The following is a 16,722-nucleotide window of genomic DNA, read 5'->3' as shown; positions in this document are numbered from 1 at the left end:
GCAGGCGCATGAACAAGAAGAACAAGTCGCTGTACCTGGGGCTGATGACCGGTGTGCTGCTGATGGGCATCGGCGTTGCCTACGAAAGCCTGTGGTGCGACCCGCGCGCGCCACTGGCGGTCGGGCCCGACCTGGGCGCCAGTCGCCTCAGCCGCGATGGCGTCACCGTGGAGTTCGACGCCACGCCGCTGGGCGGCAGCGGCGGCCTGACCGAAGGCGCCTACGCCAGCATCCGCTTCAAGGTCACCGACCAGAACTCCGGGCAGCCGCTGTCCGGGGTGGCGCCGGGGGCCTGGATCGACCCGGCGCTGAGCGGCGACGCGGCCCGGGACCGGGACAAAAGCTGCAAGGCGCGGGTCGCGCTGTTTCTCAAGAGCAGCATCGGCGCGCGGCCGCTGATGGACCTCAACAGCTACTTCCTGCTGGTGCTGAACAAGGACGCCAGCCTCACCGTGATCGACCCGTCGGTTTCGGTGGGCGGGGTCACCAGCACCCTGGCGCGTATCGGCCTCAGCGACACGCCGATGGACTGGGTGGCCAGCGGCGACGACAAGCAGGTTTACGTGTCGATGCCGGCGGCGGGCAAAGTGGCGTTGATCGACACCACCACCTTCCAGCACGTCGAAGACCTGCCCGCCGGGCAGCAACCGGTACGGGTGGCGTTGCAGCCCGACCAGCGCCTGCTGTGGGTCGGCAACAACGCCACCGACGACGCTCACAGCGGTGTCAGCGTGATCGACACGCAGAAGCGCGCGCTGCTCAAATTCATCCCCACCGGCAAGGGCCATCATGAAATCGCCTTCAGCCACGACTCGCGCTACGCCTTTGTCAGCAACCGCGACAGCGGCACCCTGAGCGTGATCGACGGCAGCGACCTGAGCCTGCTGAAAACCCTCAAGGTCGGCCCGCACCCACTGTCGGTGGCGTATTCGGCGCTGTCCCAGGCGGTGTACGTGGCTGACGGTCGCGACGGCAGCATCAGCGTGATCGATGCTCGCAACCACGCGCTGCGCAGCCGCATCCAGGCGCAACCGGGGTTGGGGCCGATGCGCTTCAGTCGCGACGGGCGCTACGGCATAGTCCTCAACACCCTGGAAAACCGCGCCGTGGTCATTGATGCCGGCAGCGACCGGTTGCTGCACAACCTCGACGTCTCCGCCGAGCCGTATCAGGTGACCTTCACCCAGGCCTACGCCTACGTGCGTGGCCTGGCCTCGTCGAAAGTGACCATGATCAACCTGTCGAGCCTGGGCGAGGGGCGCACGCCGATCACCCAGGGCTTCGACGCCGGCCCGGCCGCGCCGCGCCAGGCCGGTGACCTGCCGCTGGCGCAGGGTCTGGCGGTGGCCCGTGACGAGAACTCGGTGTTCGTGGTCAACCCGGTGGACAACACCACCTATTTCTACGCCGAAGGCATGAACGCACCGATGTCCGGCTACGCCAACCGCGGTTCCAACGCCCGCGCCGCGCTGGTCATCGACCGCAGCCTGCGCGAGGTGGCACCGGGGGTCTACAGCTCGACGGTGAAGCTGCCCGCGGCGGGGGATTTTGACGTCGCCTTCCTGCTCAACCAGCCGCAGATCATCCATTGCTTCAGCACCGAAGTGGCGGCGGCGCCGGACGCGGCTCACCGGCGCACGCCACGGGTGGAATTCCTGATGGAACGCCCGGTGGTCCATCAGGGCAGCCCGTTCGTGGCGCGCTTCCGCCTGCTCGAAGGCAGCGGCGAGCCGCGCAAGGGCGTGCGCGATCTGTCGCTGCGCTACTTCCTCGCGCCGTCGTCGCGGGCCCGCAGCAGTGAAGTGGAAGAAGTCGGCGAGGGCGTCTACCAGGCCGCGCTGCAGTTGGGCGAGGCCGGCGCCTGGTACCTGCATGTACAGGCGCCGTCGTTGGGCGATGCCTTCGCCGAGAAAAACTACACCAGCCTGCGGGTGCTGCCCGTCAAGGCGCAATGATCCCAGCACGAGGAACGCGCGATGAAATCCGTCAAAGCCCGCAGTTTCCTGGCCCTGTGCCTGTTGGCCGGCGCCATTGCCCAGGTTCACGCTCATGGTGGCGTCGATCACAGTGCCCATGACGCCCCCGCGGCCCATCAGGAAAAGACCCAGGTGCGTTTCGCCGATGTCGCCCTGCTGGACCAGGACGGCATGCCGGTGCGCCTGGAAAAAGACCTGGTCGCCGACCGCATCACCGTTATCGGTTTCATCTACACCCGCTGCACCACGGTGTGCCCGGTGGTGTCGTCGATCATGGGCAAGGTCCAGCAGCGCCTCGGCGGGCGGGTGGGCGAGGAGGTGCAGTTGGTGTCGCTGAGCGTCGATCCCCAGCACGATGACCCGAAACGCCTGAATGATTACGCCCGGGCCTTCCAGCACGGGCCGGGCTGGCGCTGGCTGACCGGCACGCCTTACGCGGTGACTGAGACCCTCAAGGGCCTGGGCAGTTTCAGCGCCGACCTGGGCAACCACCCGCCGCTGATTCTGGTGGGCGATGGCCGCACCGGTCACTGGACGCGGTTCTACGGCTTCACCGACCCGGACAAGTTGGTCGGCGAAGTGGACCGTCTCAGCGCTCGCCGGGTACATGCCCGCCACACCGCGATTGCCCAGGAGCACAGCCATGAGTGAAGTCAGCGTGCGTCGCCCCGGCATGAAACCTTTCGATTGGCTGGTGCTCGGCGCCTGCCTGTGGATTCTCGCCAGCGTCGCCATGGCCCATGAGGGCCATGCCAAATCGGCGCCCGCTGAGTCGGCTCCCGCTGAGTCGGCGCCCGCTAAGTCGGTGCCCGCCGCGCCGCCGCCCAGCGTCGGCACCCACGATGCCCAGGCGTATTTCACCGACACCGAACTGCTGGACCAGAACGGCCGGCGCCTGCGCTTTTACAGCGACGTGTTGAAAGACAAGGTGGTGCTGCTCAACGTCATCTTCACCCACTGCAACGACGCCTGCCCGCTGATCACCCGCAAGCTGCGCGAGGTTCGCGAGGCGCTGGGCGAGAAGGCCGGCGAGGTGACCTTCATTTCCATCAGCAGCGACCCGAGCAACGACACCCCGCCAGTGCTCAAGCGCTTCGCCGAGCAACAGGGCGTGGACGGGCCCAACTGGTTGTTCCTCACCGGCGCTCAGGCCGATATCGACCGGGTGCTGGGGCGCCTGGGGCATATCCTGCCCAGCCCGGAGCAGCATTCCACCCAGTTGATCGCCGGCGACGTCGCTGGCAAGCGCTGGAGCAAGATCCGCCCGGACGCGCCGCCCACGGCCATCGCCCAGCGCCTGCAATTGATGACCCTGCCACTGGCCGGGCGCTGAATCATGAACCGCCTGTGCGCCACACTGCTGCTGGCTGCGCTGACTCTGGCCCAGACCGCGCTCGCGCTGGAACTGACCCCGCAGGAGTTGGCCGGCAAGCGCCTGTACCGCGAGGGTGTGGCGGCTGCTGATGGGCAGGTCACGGCGTTGGTCGGCGCGGCGAACATGCAGGTGCCGGCCAGCGTGGTGCCTTGCGCCAACTGCCACGGTCGCGATGGCCGCGGGCGCCCGGAAGGCGGGGTTCGTCCGCCCGAGCTGAGCTGGCAGCGGCTGGTGCTGGCGGGCGGTGAACGTCAGGTCAATGGCCGACACTACCCGGCCTACAGCGATGCCAGCCTGGCGCGGGCCATACAGCAAGGCGTTGATCCGGCAGGCAACCGCCTGGACCCGGCCATGCCGCGTTTTTCCCTGTCGATGGCCGACCAGCGCAACCTCAACGCGTACCTCAAACGCCTGGCCGAGGACCACGATCCCGGCGTCGAAGAGCAGTTCCTGCGGCTCGGCACGCTGTTGCCTGCCGAAGGCGAGCTGGCGGATGCGGCGCGGGTGGTACGGGCCATCGTCTCCGGGCGCATCGAGGCGATCAATGCCAGCGGCGGCATTCATGGCCGCACCTTGCAGTTGTCGGTGATCGATCCCGGCCCGGATCGGGCCAGCGCCGAGGCGGCCTTGACCCGCTTGCTGGATGAAGAACAGGTGTTCGCCCTGGTCATGCCGCTGGCGCCGGCGCTGGACGATACGCTGGCCGCGCGCCTGGAACAGGCCGGGGTGCCGCTGATTGGCGCCCAGGCCCAGGAAAATGACAGCCGGCAGATCTTCGATCCGCTGCCGGGGCTGCACGAGCAGTTGCTGAGCCTGGCCGACTACGGCGCAGCGTCCCTCGACCTGCGTCAGCGCCCGGCGCGCATCCTCTACAGCGACCCGGCACACGCCGCGTTGGCCCGGCTGCTGCTGGCCGACCTGCAACAACGCGGCTGGACGCAGCTGCAATTGCAGCCTTTCGAAGGCAGGGCGGTGGAGGGCGAGGCGGTGTTTTTCCTCGGGCTGGCGCCGGCCTTCAGCGAATTGACCGCCGCGCTCCAGGCGGCGGGGCGCACGCCGTACCTGTTCGCCGCGTCCAGCCAGGTCGCCGGTGAACTGATGCAGGTGCCGGAGCAGTGGTCGCGGCGAGTGTTTCTGGCCTATCCCTTCGTGCCCGGCGACTGGAGCCCGGCCGGGCGCGCGGCGCTCAACGACCTGCGCCGTCGCCAGGGGCTGGACGGCCGACAGGCGCTGCTGCAGGTCGGCGCCTGGTGTTCGATGGTGTTGCTGGAAGAAGGCCTCAAGCGCGCTGGCCGCGACGCCAGCCACGACAAGCTGGTCAACGCCCTGGAAAGCCTGCACGACATCGACACCGGCCTGACCCCGCCTTTGGGTTTCGGCCCCGGCCGGCGCCAGGGCCTGGCGGGCGCCCATGTGGTCACGCTGTCGATGCCCGGTCCACTGTTCTACCCGGTGGCGCCTTATACCCGTCCGGCCGATCGGCCATGAGATCTGCCAAGAGAGGTGTGCGATGAAAATCTTCCTGTTGATCCTGGTGCTGATCGCCGCAGCCCAGGCGTTTCTGCTCAAGGCCGAGGAGGGCGGCGAGGCGGCGGTGCGGGTCAATGGCGTGGGTATCAGCGCGCTGCGCGTTGAGCGTTATTTCGCCGAGTACCTGGAAGACCAGGGCCGCGCCCTCACCAGCATCCGCAGTCCGAGCCTGTACCAGCGCCTGCGCGAACAGGCGCTGGAGCAATTGATCGCCAAGGAACTGCTCTGGCAGGAAGCGCGCCGGCGTGGCATCGAAGTTGACGAAACCGCCGTGCAGGCACGGATCGAAGACCTGCGCCGAGCCTTCCCCGACAGCGCCGGCTTCACCCGCGCCCTGGCCGATGCCGGCTTCGATGAGGCTTCGTTCGCCGACTACACTCGTCATGAGATCGCCGCGCAGCAGGTGTATTCACTGCTTGGCCAGGTCTCGCCGCCCACGGATGAAGAGGTATTGGCGTTCCATCAGGAGCGCCGACAAACTGCGGCAACTGCCTCGAACCAACAGGACGAAAGTCCGGTCGAACGAGAGCAGGGACTCGCAGTGACCCAAAACCTCCTCTTCGAACGACAGCAGGCGCAGGCCCGCCAGGCGGCGTTGCAGCGTCTGCGGGCAGAAGCCCGGATCGAGCGGGCTGATACCCGATGAGGGCGTCCCCACTGTTGGGGGAAGTCCAGGGGCAAAGTGCCATACTGCCCCCGGGGTTGGGGACAGCCGTATCGGGATGAACGGGGAAGGGCAACAGAATCAACGGGTTAACACCGTCATAAATTGCGGTCCGGGTATGGCATGAAGCGTGCGTAAGCCTCTACAAGGCCGCACTCAGCCGGATCGGGAAACCGCACCAGCATGTTCTTGGAGTCGACCTTGGTGAAGACAGTTCTGGTAGTCGATGACGAACAGACGCTTGCGCAGAATCTCCAGGCTTACCTGGAAGCACAGGGTCTGAACGTTCATGTTGCCCACGACGGAACGAGTGCCATCGGCCTGGCCGAGCGCATTCAGCCCGATGTGACCGTGCTGGATTATCGTTTGCCCGATATGGAGGGATTTCAGGTTCTGGAGGCCGTGCGTTCGCACAGGGACTGCCACTTCGTGTTGATCACCGCGCACCCGACCGCCGAGGTCCGTGAGCGCGCCGCCCAGCTCGGAGTCAGTCACATCCTGTTCAAGCCTTTTCCGCTGGCGGAACTGGCACGTGCAGTCTTCGACCTGATGGGTATCGCGCGCACGTCCAGAGCGGGCAGCAACACGGACACGGGTTTCGTCGAACGCCGCCAGAACGCAAACCAGAGTTTCCCCTTGCAGTTGTACGACGGTACCTGGGTTCTGGCGGATAGACGGCGTAATGGCTCGCGACCGCCCCCTCCCGACGACGAACAGCTGCTCACCGGGGAGTAGGCGCGAGCACACCGATCCCGGCTCGCCGCGCCTAGTGCGTTGGAGAGCAGGCCATGCAACCCGTGTCGCTCGCTGTACCCCCGGCAACCGCCGCTACCCCGGCAATCCTCGACCGCGCTGTGCTCGGCCAGGCCCGCGAACAGGCCGGACGCAGCGGCGAACGCCTGCTTGATTGCCTGCGCACACTGGCCGCCCTGGCCCCCGCCGACTTCGTCGCGGCGCTCGGCAGCCACCTGCATTACCCGGTGCTGGACAGCCAGCGCCTGCTCGCCGCCGCCCCGTTGTTCACTCACGTCAGCCTGGCCCAATGCCTGAAGCGCGAATTCATCCTTATCGAGCTGGACGGCCAGCGCGCAGGCGTTTTCGCCGACCCGTTCGATGGAGAGCGCCTGGCCTGGATCGACGAGCACCTGCACGGCGCGCCGCTGTATCTGGCGCAAGCGGCGGACCTGGCGCTGTTTCTCGCCCGTCAGGAAGAAAACTTCCACGCCGTCGATTCGCTGGGCAGCGAGGCCGAAAGCGGCATTGAAACCGAGGCGTTGCAGAGCCTGTCGCTGACCAGCATCAGCGAAGACCAGAGCCGTGTGGTCAAGCTGGTCAACTCGACGCTCTACGACGCGCTGAAAATGCACGCCAGCGATATCCACCTCGGTGTTACTGGCAGCGGCCTGGTGATCAAATACCGCATCGACGGCGTGCTTACCGCCATCAGCAAGGTCAGCGGCAGCGAGTTCGCCGATCAGGTGATCTCGCGGATCAAGGTCATGGCCGAGCTGGATATCGGCGAGAAACGCGTGCCCCAGGACGGCCGTTTCAAGATCGGCATCAGCGCCCGGCAGATCGATTTCCGGGTGTCGATCATGCCGAGCATCTTCGGCGAGGACGCGGTGCTGCGGGTGCTGGACAAACAGGACCTGGCCGACCGCGTCAGCGGCGTGCAGCTCCAGGCCCTCGGCTTCGAGGAACAGACCCTGCGCAGCCTGCGCCGGCTGGCGAGCGAGCCCTACGGGATGATCCTGGTCACCGGCCCCACCGGCAGCGGCAAGACCACCACGCTGTACGCGATGATCAGCGAGATCAACCACGGCCACGACAAGATCGTCACCATCGAAGACCCGGTGGAATACCAGTTGCCGGGGGTGTTGCAGATCCCGGTCAACGAGAAAAAGGGCCTGACCTTCGCTCGCGGCCTGCGCTCGATCCTGCGCCACGACCCGGACAAGATCATGGTCGGCGAGATCCGCGACCCGGACACCGCGCAGATCGCCGTGCAGTCGGCGCTCACCGGGCACCTGGTGTTCACTACCATCCACGCCAACAACGTCTTCGATGTGATCGGCCGCTTCAGCCAGATGCAGGTCGACCCCTACAGCTTCGTTTCCGCCCTCAACGCCGTACTCGCCCAGCGCCTGATCCGCCTGGTCTGCCCGCACTGCGCTCAACCCCACCAACCCGACGCCGAAGAACTGGCCGCCTCGGGCCTGGGCACGACACCGGTCGATGGCTGGCAGTTCGTTCAGGGTCCGGGTTGCGGCCAGTGCCGCGGCAGCGGTTACCGCGGACGCACGGCGATTGCCGAACTGCTGCACCTGGACGACGACCTGCGCCAGATGATCGTCGAGCGTCAGCCCCTTTCCCGGATCAAGGCCCATGCCTGTCAGCGCGGGCTGCGCCTGTTGCGCGGCTCGGCGCTGGAACTGGTTCGCGAGGGCCGCACCACCTTGGAGGAGATCAATCGTGTCACGTTTATCGCCTGATCGATTTGTCGCCGTGCTCGGCGCCCAGGGTGTCGGCCTGTGCCGTCGCCAGGGCCGTCAGCAGCACTGGCTGGCCAGCGTCGCGGTGGAAGCCGGACGCGAACAACTCGCCGAGGTCGCCCTCGACGCCCTGGCCACGCTGCTCACCAGCCACACCCGCAAAGGCGGGTGCCTGAGCGTGGTGCTGGCGGCGCAGTACTGCCGCTTCTGCCTGGTGCCGTGGAGCGAAGGCATCACCCGGCCGCAGGAGTTCGAGGTGTATGCCCGGGCCTGTTTCGAACGCTGCTACGGGCAGTCGCTGGATGACTGGGCCATCGTCCTGTCGCCAGAGCCGGCTGGTTGCGCGCGGATTGCCGCGGCCCTGCCCGAGGTGCTGTTTCAAGGTCTTGCCACGCGTTGCCGCGCCGCCCACCTGAAGTTGGAGTCAGTACAGCCGTACCTGATGGCGGCCTGGAACCACTTTGCCGGGCAGGTGCCGGGCAACGACTTCCTGTTTGCCCTTGCCGAACCGCAGCGTTGTGTCTACCTGCTGGCCCGCGCCGGCGGCTGGCAGCAGATTCGCAGCCAGGGCGTTGGCGACAGCGACCCGGAACTGGCGGCGCTGCTGGCCCGCGAGTGCAACCTGCACGCCGGGGAGGGTGATCTGCGCCTCTTCGTGCATGCCCCGGCACGCCGCGAACCGAAGCCATTGCTGGACGCGGTGGAATTGCTGGAACTGGATGAGCCCGCCGCGCTGTTGCCCAGCATGGCGCGGGTGGTGGCCTGATATGGGGCGCTTGCAGCTCGACTTCATCCCGTCACGCCGTGGCCCGCTGAGCTGGGCGCCGCTGCTGCTCGGCGCCGGCTTGCTGGCGGCCAGCCTGGCCTGGCAACCACAGCTCGACGCGCAACAGGCGCAACTGCAGCAACAGGTGCGCCAGGGCGAACAGCAACTGGGTCTGCGGGCCCGCGATGTTGCCGCGCTGACCCCGGCCCAGAGCCGCGAACAGGCGCAGAAACTGGCGCAGATGCGCAACCTGTCGCAGCAGTTGCAGCGCCCTTGGGACAGCCTGTTCAGCCTGCTGGAAGGGCTGCCGCAAGAAGACATCGCGCTGCTCAGCCTGAGCCCGGATGCCCGCAAAGGGCAGGTGCGGATCAGCGCCGAAGCCCGCGACCTGGAAGCCATGCTGGCCTTCCACAAACGCCTGGAAGCCAGCGCCGAGCTGCACGACGTGTCGCTGCTCAACCACGAAATCCTCGTCAAACAGCCGGAGCGTCCGGTCCTGTTCAACCTGTCGGCCCACTGGGAGAGCGGCGATGCGCGTCTCTAGCCTGCGAGTTCATGAATACCTGCGCCAGCTTGGCTGGGCGCCGCTGGCCGGCGTCGTGCTGATGCTCGGTGCGGCGTTGCACGGTGCCGGCCAGATCGGCCAGTGGCAAGACCTGCAAGCCCTGCAGGCGCGCAGCGAGGATGTCAGTGAGCAGCTTGCCCAGGTCCGCCGTGGCGAACGTCCGGCCGCCGTCGTCAGCGTCGATCCGCTACAGGGCCTGCAGCAGCAATTGCCGGCTCAACCGCAAGCCACCGAGGCTATCGAACGCCTGTACCGCCTGGCCCGGGACGAGAAGATCAGCCTGTCCCGCGGTGAATACGCTCTGGGCGTGGACCCGGACACCAAGCTTGCGCGCTACCAGATTCTCCTGCCGCTGCGCGGCAGCTACCTGCAGATCCGCCGCTTTCTCCAGGCCTTGCTGGCGCAGATGCCGGCGCTGGTGCTGGAAGACATCGACCTGCAACGCAAACGGATCGGCGACAGCGAGCTGACCGGGCGCATCCGCATGACTCTTTACCTGTCGAGGTCGTGATGAACACTCAGCGGCTGTTGGGCTGGACCGCTTTTCTCGGTGTATCGGGCGCCCTGGCCTGGGCACCGGGGTTTTTCTTCGAAACGCAGGAGCCGAACGCTGACGCTGCGGTAACCGCCGCCCCGCGCAGCGCCGCCACTGCGGCAAAGGCCCAGAGCGCAGTGCGCGAGACGGTGAAGACGCCGCTGCGCGACCTGTTCGCCAGCAAGCAGTGGAAATCGGCCACGGTACTGGCGACGGTCACCGAGCAGCCGTTGGCAGTGGCGCCGCTGGAGGTGCTCCCGGTGGCGCCGGCGCTGCCGTTCCAGTTCGTCGGGCGCCTGGATGATCGCGACGACCAACGCGTGTTCCTGCAAGCCGGGGAAAAACTCTACGTCGTGCGTCGCGGCGATGTGATCGACGACACCTACCGGATCGAACAGATCTCTGCCACCGAGCTGAGCCTGGTCTACCTGCCCATGCACCTGTCCCAGACCTTGTCTGTAGGGAGCGCACCATGATTTCGCCAGTCGTTCACAAATCCGCGCCATTTCTGCTGCTGGCGCTGTTCGTCGCCATCGCTGGGTGCGGCACCAGTGCCGTGCGCAAGGACGGTCAGGCGCTGATCGCCGAAGGGCAGTACGAAGCCGGCATCGCCGTGATCGAACAGGCGCTGGTGGAGTCGCCACGGGATACCGAGCTGAATATCGCCCTGGCCCAGGGCCGGGCCAAGGCGGTGGAAGCGCTGCTGACCCAGGGCGACAGCGACCGCTCGCGTCACGATTTCGCCGGAGCGCGAATGGCCTATGGCCGGGTGCTGACCCTGGAACCGAACAACCGCCGCGCGCAGGACGCGGTGCGCGAGATCGAGCAGATGCGCAACATCAATGAACGCACTGCCCTCGGCCAGGCGGCGCTGCGCCAGGGCGACCTGTTCGGGGCCGAACGGCATATGCGTGAAGTGCTGCTGCTCGATCCACAGAACCAGGGCGGCCTGGCCCTGCGCAAGGACATCGAGCTGGTGCAGGCGCGTACCGCCCAGCCCAATCCGCAACTGCGCGGCAAGCTGGAGCGGCCGGTAACCCTGGAGTTTCGCGACGCCAACCTGAAGACCATCTTCGAGGTGCTGTCCCAGGTCGCCGGGCTCAACTTCATCTTCGACAAGGACCTGCGTCCGGACATGAAGGCAACCATCTTCGTCCGCGAAGTGCGCATCGAAGACGCCGTGGCGCTGCTGCTGGAACAGAACCAGTTGCACCAGAAAGTGGTGAATGAAAACACCCTGCTGATCTACCCGGACTCGCCGCAGAAAACCAAGGATTACCAGGAGCTGGTGATGCGCACCTTCTACCTCACCAGCATCGATGCCAACACTGCGCTGAACATGGTCAAGACCATGCTCAAGACCCGCGATGTGTTCGTCGATGAGCGCCTGAACACCCTGACCATGCGCGACACCCCCGACGCTGTGCGCATGGCCGAGAAGCTGTTGCAGTCCCAGGATCAGTCCAACCCCGAAGTGGTGCTGGAAGTGGAGGTGATGGAAGTAGCCCGCTCGCGGATCCTCGACCTCGGCCTGCAATGGCCCAACACCTTCGGTGTGGTCAACAGCGACGGCACTGGCGTGGGCCTGCTCAACCAGTTGCGCGGCATCAATTCTTCGCGGATTTCCATCGCGCCGTCGCCGCAACTGAAGATCAACGCCCAGGACAACGACATCAATACCCTGGCCAGCCCGGTGATCCGCGTCAGCAACCGCGAGCAGGCGCGCATCCACATCGGTCAGCGGGTGCCGATCATCAGCGCCACCTCGGTGCCGTCGACCCAGGGCCCGGTGATCACCGAAAGCGTCACCTACCTGGATGTCGGTCTGAAACTCGAAGTGACCCCGGTGGTGCACCTGAACAACGAAGTGGCGATCAAGATCGCCCTTGAAGTCAGCAACGCCACGCCGCTGGAACCGACCCGTCAGGGCACCATCCCGGTTCAGGTCGATACCCGCAACGCCCAGACCAGCCTGCGCCTGCACGATGGCGAAACGCAGATCCTCGCGGGGCTGGTGCGCAACGACCATGGCGCCAGCGGCAACAAGATCCCCGGCCTTGGCGACATCCCCGGCCTGGGCCGGCTGTTTGGCAGCAACAAGGACAATGTCGGCAAGTCCGAACTGGTGCTGTCCATCACCCCGCGCATCGTGCGCAACCTGCCGTACCAGAGCCCGTCGGACATGGAGTTCGCCACCGGCACCGAAACCAGCCTGCAGATCCGCAACCTCAACCGTGCCGGCGACGTGGCCGAGCCGGCACCGGATGCGGCGGTGAGCAACACCTCGATCGCCGGGAGACCCTGAGCCATGAAACGCGCGCAAGGCGGGTTCACCCTGATCGAGGTGGTCATCACCCTGGCCCTGATCGGCCTGCTGGCGGCCATCGCCGCGCCGCTGACCGAAACCGTGATCCGCCGCGGCAAGGAACAGGCCTTGAAGACGGCCCTGACCCAGCTGCGTGACGGTATCGATGCCTACAAGCGCGCCTGGGACGCCGGCTACATCGAGAAAAACCTCAACGCCAGCGGTTATCCGCCGAGCCTCGAGGTGCTGGTGGAAGGCGTGCGCGACGTGCGCAGCGCCAAGGGCGCGAAGTTCTACTTCCTGCGGCGCATCCCCCGCGACCCGTTGCGCCCGGCCGGGCGTGACGACGACAGCGGTTGGGGCCTGCGCGCCTACGACAGCGGCGCGGACAACCCACGCCCCGGCGAGGATGTGTTCGACGTGTATTCCCAGGCCCCCGGCAAGGGCCTCAACGGCATCGCCTACAGCCAGTGGTGACGACAATGCGCCAGAGCAAGGGCTTTACCCTGATCGAACTGCTGGTGGTGATGGCGATCATCGCCACCCTGGTCACCATCGCCATGCCGCGTTACTTCACCAGCCTGGAGCAATCGAAGGAAACCACCCTGCGCCAGAGCCTGGCGGTGTTGCGCGAATCCCTCGATCACTACTACGGCGACACCGGGCACTACCCCGAGTCGCTGGAACAACTGGTGGAGCAGCGCTACCTGCGCGCCGCGCCGCTGGACCCGATCACCCAGCGCCGGGACCTCTGGCAACTGCTGCCGCCGCCTGAAGGCGTGGCCGGTGCGGTGGGCGATATCAAGAGCGGAGCAACCGGGAGGGCGCGTGATGGCAGTCTTTATGCCGAGTGGTAAGGCGGCCGAGGCCGGCTTTACCTACCTGGGTGTGCTCCTGCTGATCGCCGTCAGCGGCATGGCCCTGGGCGCCGCCGGGCAACTGTGGTCGAGTCAGGTGCTGCGCGAACGCGAGCAGGAATTGCTGTGGGTCGGCAGCCAGTACGCCCAGGCCCTGCGTAGCTACTACCGCGCCTCGCCGGGGCTGGCCCAGTACCCGCAGGCGCTGGACGAACTGCTGGAGGATTCGCGCTTTCCCAACCTGAAGCGGCATATCCGCAGGCTGTATCCGGATCCGATCACCGGCAGCGACGACTGGGGCCTGGTGCGTTCCATCGACGGCCGCATCACCGGGGTCTACAGCCGCTCCCAAGGTGTACCGCGCAAACAGTCCGGATTTGCCGCGCAGTGGGCGGATTTCGAGGGTCTTGGGCATTACGCCGACTGGCAGTTCGTTGCCGAGCGGGCCTTTACCGGCGAGACGCCCCAGCGTGCCGCGGCCGTAGTGGCAGCAGGGGCGGCGCCATGAATCGCTGGCTGCGGGTCGCCGTGCTGTCGCTGGCCCTGATCGGCGCGCCGGCGCGGGGCGGCGAGGAGGACGAAATGATGGGCTTTATCGTCGACGCCACCATCAGCCATATCGGCCACGACTTCTACTACAGCTTCGCCGAGCGGCTGCGTGCCACCAGCCGCCTGGATTTCAACCTGGTGGTACGGGAAAAGCCGGACCCGCGCTGGGGCAGCCTGGTGTCGGTCGAGTATCAGCAACGGGTGGTGTACCGGCGGTTCCTGCCACCCAACACCGTAGAACTCAAAGACGCGGCCTACGAGGCTGCCGATCTGGTCAAGGCGCAGGTCATCCAGCGCAAGCTGGAGTCGCTGCTGCAGGACACCACCGATCTGGAGAGGGACGAGCTATGAACACCACCATCGCCCACCGTCTGGCCTGCGCCGTACTCCTCGCAGCCTGCGCTCAGGCGTCGGCCACCGAACTGGTGCACACGCCGATCAACCCGTCGTTTGGCGGCAACCCACTCAACGGCACCTGGTTGCTGAACAACGCCCAGGCGCAGAACGACCATGACGACCCGTCCATCGGCGGCCGCTCGGCCTACGCCGGCACCACCGCCCTGGAACGCTTCAGCAACCAGTTGGAGTCGCGGATGCTCTCGCAGTTGCTGGACAACATCGCCAATGGCAACAGCGGCAGCATGTCCACCGACTCGTTCATCATCAACGTGATCGACGACTCCGGGGCCTTGAGCATCCAGGTTACTGATCGAGCGACGGGCGAAGTGTCGGAAATCCAGGTCAACGGGCTGAATCCTTGAGCCGTGCCGAAAGGGGAGTGATGAACATGAAACGTCTACTGGGCACCCTGCTGATTCTCGCCACGTTGCAAGGTTGCGGCCTGCGTGAACCGATGTCGGCTGAAGACACCGAGACCCCGACCCTGACGCCGCGGGCCTCGACCTATTACGACCTGCTGAACATGCCGCGCCCCAAGGGCCGGCTGATGGCGGTGGTGTACGGCTTTCGCGACCAGACCGGGCAATACAAGCCGACCCCGGCCAGCTCGTTTTCCACCAGCGTCACCCAAGGGGCGGCGAGCATGCTGATGGATGCGCTGCAGGCCAGCGGCTGGTTCATGGTGCTTGAGCGCGAAGGGCTGCAGAACCTGCTGACCGAGCGCAAGATCATCCGTGCCTCGCAGAAAAAACCGGATACTCCGGTGAACATCCAGGCCGAGTTGCCGCCGTTGCAAGCGGCCAACCTGATGCTGGAAGGCGGCATCATCGCTTACGACACCAACGTGCGCAGCGGGGGTGAAGGGGCTCGCTACCTCGGCATCGACATCTCCCGCGAGTACCGGGTGGACCAGGTCACCGTCAACCTGCGGGCGGTGGATGTGCGCAGCGGACAGGTGCTGGCCAATGTCATGACCAGCAAGACCATCTACTCGGTGGGGCGCAGTGCCGGGGTGTTCAAGTTCATCGAATTCAAGAAACTGCTGGAAGCGGAAGTGGGCTACACCACCAACGAGCCGGCGCAGCTTTGCGTGCTGTCGGCGATCGAGTCGGCGGTGGGGCATTTGCTGGCCCAGGGGATCGAGAGGCGGTTGTGGCAGGTGGCGGGGGATGGCAGTGGCGACAAGGCGGTGCTGGATCGGTATCTGGGGCAGTATCAGCGTCCTTGAAATCGAGCGCCGCTTGGCGCGGCGCATCGCTGGCAAGCCAGCTCCCACAGATTTTGTGGTCAGCCATATAACTTGTGTGCGGCACAAACCTTGTGGGAGCTGGCTTGTCGGGGCGCCGAACCGCAGCGATAGCGGCCTCTAGGCTCACTGCCGTTGCATATAACTCAACGTCATCCGACTCAACGCCCGAATCCCTACCGCCAGACTTGGGTCATCCACCTGAAACCCCGGCGAATGGGTCGGCCACACCGGCTTGTCAGCCAAGGCCGGCGGCGTGATGCCCATACGCATGAAGATGCCAGGAATCTCCCGGGCGTACTCAGCGAAGTCGTCCGCGCCATAGGTCCCGTTGTCGAGCTTCACCGGGGTGGTGGAAACCTGCTCCAGCACCGGCAACAAGCTGTCCACCAGGGCCGTGTCGTTGTGCCCGGCCCGGTAGTTGCCGGGCAAATAATCAATCTCGGCACTGGCCCCGGACGCTTCGGCGATCTTTTCCGCAGTGCGACGCATGCGCTGCAACACGTCTTCGCGCTGCTCGTCACTGACGGTACGAATCGATCCCTCCAGTCGCACTTCAGCCGGGATGATGTTGTGCCGGTCGCCCGCTTCGATGCGGCCGACCGAGATCACCGGCGCCGGCAGCACGCTGAGGTTGGACTGGCGGCTGGGAATGGTCTGCCAGGCGAGGATGGTCTGGGCTGCCACTGGCACCGGGTCGATGCCGGTCCAGGGGAACGCGGCGTGGGTCTGGCGCCCCTTGATCCGGGCGACGAAGGTATCCGCCGCCGCAGTGGTGCGGGTGCGGCTCAGGGTGAAGGTGCCGGCCGTGCCCGCCGTGACGTGGATACCGAAGATCACCGCCGGCGCCGGGTTTTGCAGTACGCCTTGTTCGATCATCAGCTTCGCGCCGCCCGTTTCGCCAAGCGGAGGGCCTTCTTCGGCAGGCTGGAAGATCAGCTTGAGGGTGCCAGGCAACTCGTCGCGTCGGGCCGCCAGCACTTCGGCCACACCCAGGGCCATGGCCATGTGCGCGTCATGACCACAGGCGTGCATCACTCCGATTTCCTTGCCGCGGGTGCGCAAGTCGCCGCTCTGGTCCAGCACGCGGACGGTCGAGGCGAAGGGCAGGCCGGTCTGTTCGGTCAGGGGCAGGGCGTCCAGTTCGGCGCGGATCGCCACCACCGGCCCCGGCTTGCCGCCGCGCAGGATGCCGACCACGCCGGTGTGGGCGACGCCGGTCTGCACTTCCAGGCCCAGCTCGCGCAGGCGTTTGGCGATGCGCTTGGCGGTCTCGACCTCGCGGTTGCCGAGTTCCGGGTGCTGGTGGATTTCGTGGCGAAGCGCGATGACTCCGGGCAGGGCCTTGGCGATTCGGGCATCGAGGTCGCCCCAGTCCGCCGTCGGCGCGGCGCTGATCGGCCCCGCGAACAAACCGAGGAACAGGGCGACCAGCGTTTTACGGTACGGCGGCATGGGGAGTT

Annotated in this window: 19 protein-coding genes; 18 read left to right on the top strand and 1 reads right to left on the bottom strand. The window is 66.3% G+C overall.

Annotation, left to right across the window (positions count from 1 at the left end; genetic code table 11):
- The first annotated feature begins 8 nt into the window (after positions 1-8).
- From DM374_RS17825 to DM374_RS17740, 18 genes are all read left to right on the top strand, one after another.
- Positions 9-1,955 carry a YncE family protein gene (locus DM374_RS17825; protein WP_110971060.1) on the top strand — a complete coding sequence of 649 codons (1,947 nt, stop codon included), beginning with the start codon at positions 9-11 and terminating at the stop codon, positions 1,953-1,955.
- Between the two features lie 21 nt (positions 1,956-1,976).
- On the top strand, positions 1,977-2,627 hold the full coding sequence (locus tag DM374_RS17820) for an SCO family protein (protein WP_110971059.1): 651 nt from the start codon (positions 1,977-1,979) through the stop codon (positions 2,625-2,627).
- Positions 2,620-3,309 carry an SCO family protein gene (locus tag DM374_RS17815; RefSeq protein ID WP_110971058.1) on the top strand — a complete coding sequence of 230 codons (690 nt, stop codon included), beginning with the start codon at positions 2,620-2,622 and terminating at the stop codon, positions 3,307-3,309. The genes DM374_RS17820 and DM374_RS17815 overlap by 8 nt, the downstream gene beginning before the upstream one ends.
- 3 nt (positions 3,310-3,312) lie before the next feature.
- Positions 3,313-4,839: a cytochrome c/ABC transporter substrate-binding protein gene (locus DM374_RS17810; RefSeq protein WP_110971057.1), complete on the top strand. Its 1,527-nt coding sequence runs from the start codon at positions 3,313-3,315 to the stop codon at positions 4,837-4,839.
- Positions 4,840-4,861: 22 nt separating this feature from the next.
- Positions 4,862-5,527 (top strand): SurA N-terminal domain-containing protein, encoded by a 666-nt coding sequence (locus DM374_RS17805; protein WP_110971056.1) that lies wholly within the window; start codon positions 4,862-4,864, stop codon positions 5,525-5,527.
- 219 nt (positions 5,528-5,746) lie between these two features.
- Complete coding sequence (locus DM374_RS17800; RefSeq protein WP_110971135.1) at positions 5,747-6,280, top strand: response regulator; 534 nt, start codon at positions 5,747-5,749, stop codon at positions 6,278-6,280.
- Between the two features lie 53 nt (positions 6,281-6,333).
- Positions 6,334-8,037 (top strand): GspE/PulE family protein, encoded by a 1,704-nt coding sequence (locus DM374_RS17795; protein WP_110971055.1) that lies wholly within the window; start codon positions 6,334-6,336, stop codon positions 8,035-8,037.
- Complete coding sequence (locus tag DM374_RS17790) at positions 8,018-8,803, top strand: hypothetical protein (RefSeq protein WP_110971054.1); 786 nt, start codon at positions 8,018-8,020, stop codon at positions 8,801-8,803. The genes DM374_RS17795 and DM374_RS17790 overlap by 20 nt, the downstream gene beginning before the upstream one ends.
- A gap of 1 nt (position 8,804) precedes the next feature.
- Positions 8,805-9,347: a pilus assembly protein gene (locus tag DM374_RS17785; RefSeq protein ID WP_110971053.1), complete on the top strand. Its 543-nt coding sequence runs from the start codon at positions 8,805-8,807 to the stop codon at positions 9,345-9,347.
- A complete protein-coding gene (locus DM374_RS17780; protein ID WP_110971052.1) occupies positions 9,334-9,879 on the top strand; it encodes a GspMb/PilO family protein in 546 nt (181 codons plus the stop codon). The genes DM374_RS17785 and DM374_RS17780 overlap by 14 nt, the downstream gene beginning before the upstream one ends.
- The gene (locus tag DM374_RS17775; RefSeq protein WP_110971051.1) at positions 9,879-10,379 is read left to right on the top strand and encodes a hypothetical protein; all 501 of its coding nucleotides are present in this window, start codon (positions 9,879-9,881) and stop codon (positions 10,377-10,379) included. The genes DM374_RS17780 and DM374_RS17775 overlap by 1 nt, the downstream gene beginning before the upstream one ends.
- Positions 10,376-12,208 carry a secretin N-terminal domain-containing protein gene (locus DM374_RS17770; protein ID WP_110971050.1) on the top strand — a complete coding sequence of 611 codons (1,833 nt, stop codon included), beginning with the start codon at positions 10,376-10,378 and terminating at the stop codon, positions 12,206-12,208. The genes DM374_RS17775 and DM374_RS17770 overlap by 4 nt, the downstream gene beginning before the upstream one ends.
- 3 nt (positions 12,209-12,211) lie before the next feature.
- Complete coding sequence (locus DM374_RS17765) at positions 12,212-12,685, top strand: type II secretion system protein (RefSeq protein ID WP_110971049.1); 474 nt, start codon at positions 12,212-12,214, stop codon at positions 12,683-12,685.
- Between the two features lie 5 nt (positions 12,686-12,690).
- Positions 12,691-13,065: a type II secretion system protein gene (locus tag DM374_RS17760; protein WP_110971048.1), complete on the top strand. Its 375-nt coding sequence runs from the start codon at positions 12,691-12,693 to the stop codon at positions 13,063-13,065.
- Positions 13,040-13,573, top strand: coding sequence for a type II secretion system protein (locus DM374_RS17755; RefSeq protein ID WP_110971047.1), 534 nt, complete (start codon positions 13,040-13,042; stop codon positions 13,571-13,573). The genes DM374_RS17760 and DM374_RS17755 overlap by 26 nt, the downstream gene beginning before the upstream one ends.
- Positions 13,570-13,965, top strand: a complete 396-nt coding sequence (gene csgE, locus DM374_RS17750; protein WP_110971046.1) for a curli production assembly/transport protein CsgE — start codon at positions 13,570-13,572, stop codon at positions 13,963-13,965. Before DM374_RS17755 ends, csgE begins: the two co-directional genes overlap by 4 nt.
- Positions 13,962-14,375, top strand: coding sequence for a curli assembly protein CsgF (locus tag DM374_RS17745; protein WP_110971045.1), 414 nt, complete (start codon positions 13,962-13,964; stop codon positions 14,373-14,375). The genes csgE and DM374_RS17745 overlap by 4 nt, the downstream gene beginning before the upstream one ends.
- 26 nt (positions 14,376-14,401) lie before the next feature.
- Entirely contained in the window at positions 14,402-15,241 is an 840-nt protein-coding gene (locus DM374_RS17740; protein ID WP_110971134.1) for a CsgG/HfaB family protein, read from the top strand.
- Positions 15,242-15,385: 144 nt separating this feature from the next.
- Here the strand turns inward: DM374_RS17740 and DM374_RS17735 are convergent, their stop codons facing one another.
- A complete protein-coding gene (locus tag DM374_RS17735) occupies positions 15,386-16,714 on the bottom strand; it encodes a M20 metallopeptidase family protein (RefSeq protein WP_110971044.1) in 1,329 nt (442 codons plus the stop codon).
- Positions 16,715-16,722: the final 8 nt, after the last annotated feature.

The organism is Pseudomonas huaxiensis (assembly GCF_003231275.1).
Classification (GTDB): Bacteria; Pseudomonadota; Gammaproteobacteria; order Pseudomonadales; family Pseudomonadaceae; genus Aquipseudomonas; species Aquipseudomonas huaxiensis.
This window is presented reverse-complemented; position numbering and strand designations above follow the sequence as displayed.

Coding starts and splice junctions, on each gene's coding strand:
- DM374_RS17825 (WP_110971060.1), top strand. CDS start 9: ATGAACAAGAAGAACAAGTCGCTGTACCTGGGGCTGATGACCGGTGTG.
- DM374_RS17820 (WP_110971059.1), top strand. CDS start 1,977: ATGAAATCCGTCAAAGCCCGCAGTTTCCTGGCCCTGTGCCTGTTGGCC.
- DM374_RS17815 (WP_110971058.1), top strand. CDS start 2,620: ATGAGTGAAGTCAGCGTGCGTCGCCCCGGCATGAAACCTTTCGATTGG.
- DM374_RS17810 (WP_110971057.1), top strand. CDS start 3,313: ATGAACCGCCTGTGCGCCACACTGCTGCTGGCTGCGCTGACTCTGGCC.
- DM374_RS17805 (WP_110971056.1), top strand. CDS start 4,862: ATGAAAATCTTCCTGTTGATCCTGGTGCTGATCGCCGCAGCCCAGGCG.
- DM374_RS17795 (WP_110971055.1), top strand. CDS start 6,334: ATGCAACCCGTGTCGCTCGCTGTACCCCCGGCAACCGCCGCTACCCCG.
- DM374_RS17785 (WP_110971053.1), top strand. CDS start 8,805: ATGGGGCGCTTGCAGCTCGACTTCATCCCGTCACGCCGTGGCCCGCTG.
- DM374_RS17780 (WP_110971052.1), top strand. CDS start 9,334: ATGCGCGTCTCTAGCCTGCGAGTTCATGAATACCTGCGCCAGCTTGGC.
- DM374_RS17775 (WP_110971051.1), top strand. CDS start 9,879: ATGAACACTCAGCGGCTGTTGGGCTGGACCGCTTTTCTCGGTGTATCG.
- DM374_RS17770 (WP_110971050.1), top strand. CDS start 10,376: ATGATTTCGCCAGTCGTTCACAAATCCGCGCCATTTCTGCTGCTGGCG.
- DM374_RS17765 (WP_110971049.1), top strand. CDS start 12,212: ATGAAACGCGCGCAAGGCGGGTTCACCCTGATCGAGGTGGTCATCACC.
- DM374_RS17760 (WP_110971048.1), top strand. CDS start 12,691: ATGCGCCAGAGCAAGGGCTTTACCCTGATCGAACTGCTGGTGGTGATG.
- DM374_RS17755 (WP_110971047.1), top strand. CDS start 13,040: ATGGCAGTCTTTATGCCGAGTGGTAAGGCGGCCGAGGCCGGCTTTACC.
- csgE (WP_110971046.1), top strand. CDS start 13,570: ATGAATCGCTGGCTGCGGGTCGCCGTGCTGTCGCTGGCCCTGATCGGC.
- DM374_RS17745 (WP_110971045.1), top strand. CDS start 13,962: ATGAACACCACCATCGCCCACCGTCTGGCCTGCGCCGTACTCCTCGCA.
- DM374_RS17740 (WP_110971134.1), top strand. CDS start 14,402: ATGAAACGTCTACTGGGCACCCTGCTGATTCTCGCCACGTTGCAAGGT.
- DM374_RS17735 (WP_110971044.1), bottom strand. CDS start 16,714: ATGCCGCCGTACCGTAAAACGCTGGTCGCCCTGTTCCTCGGTTTGTTC.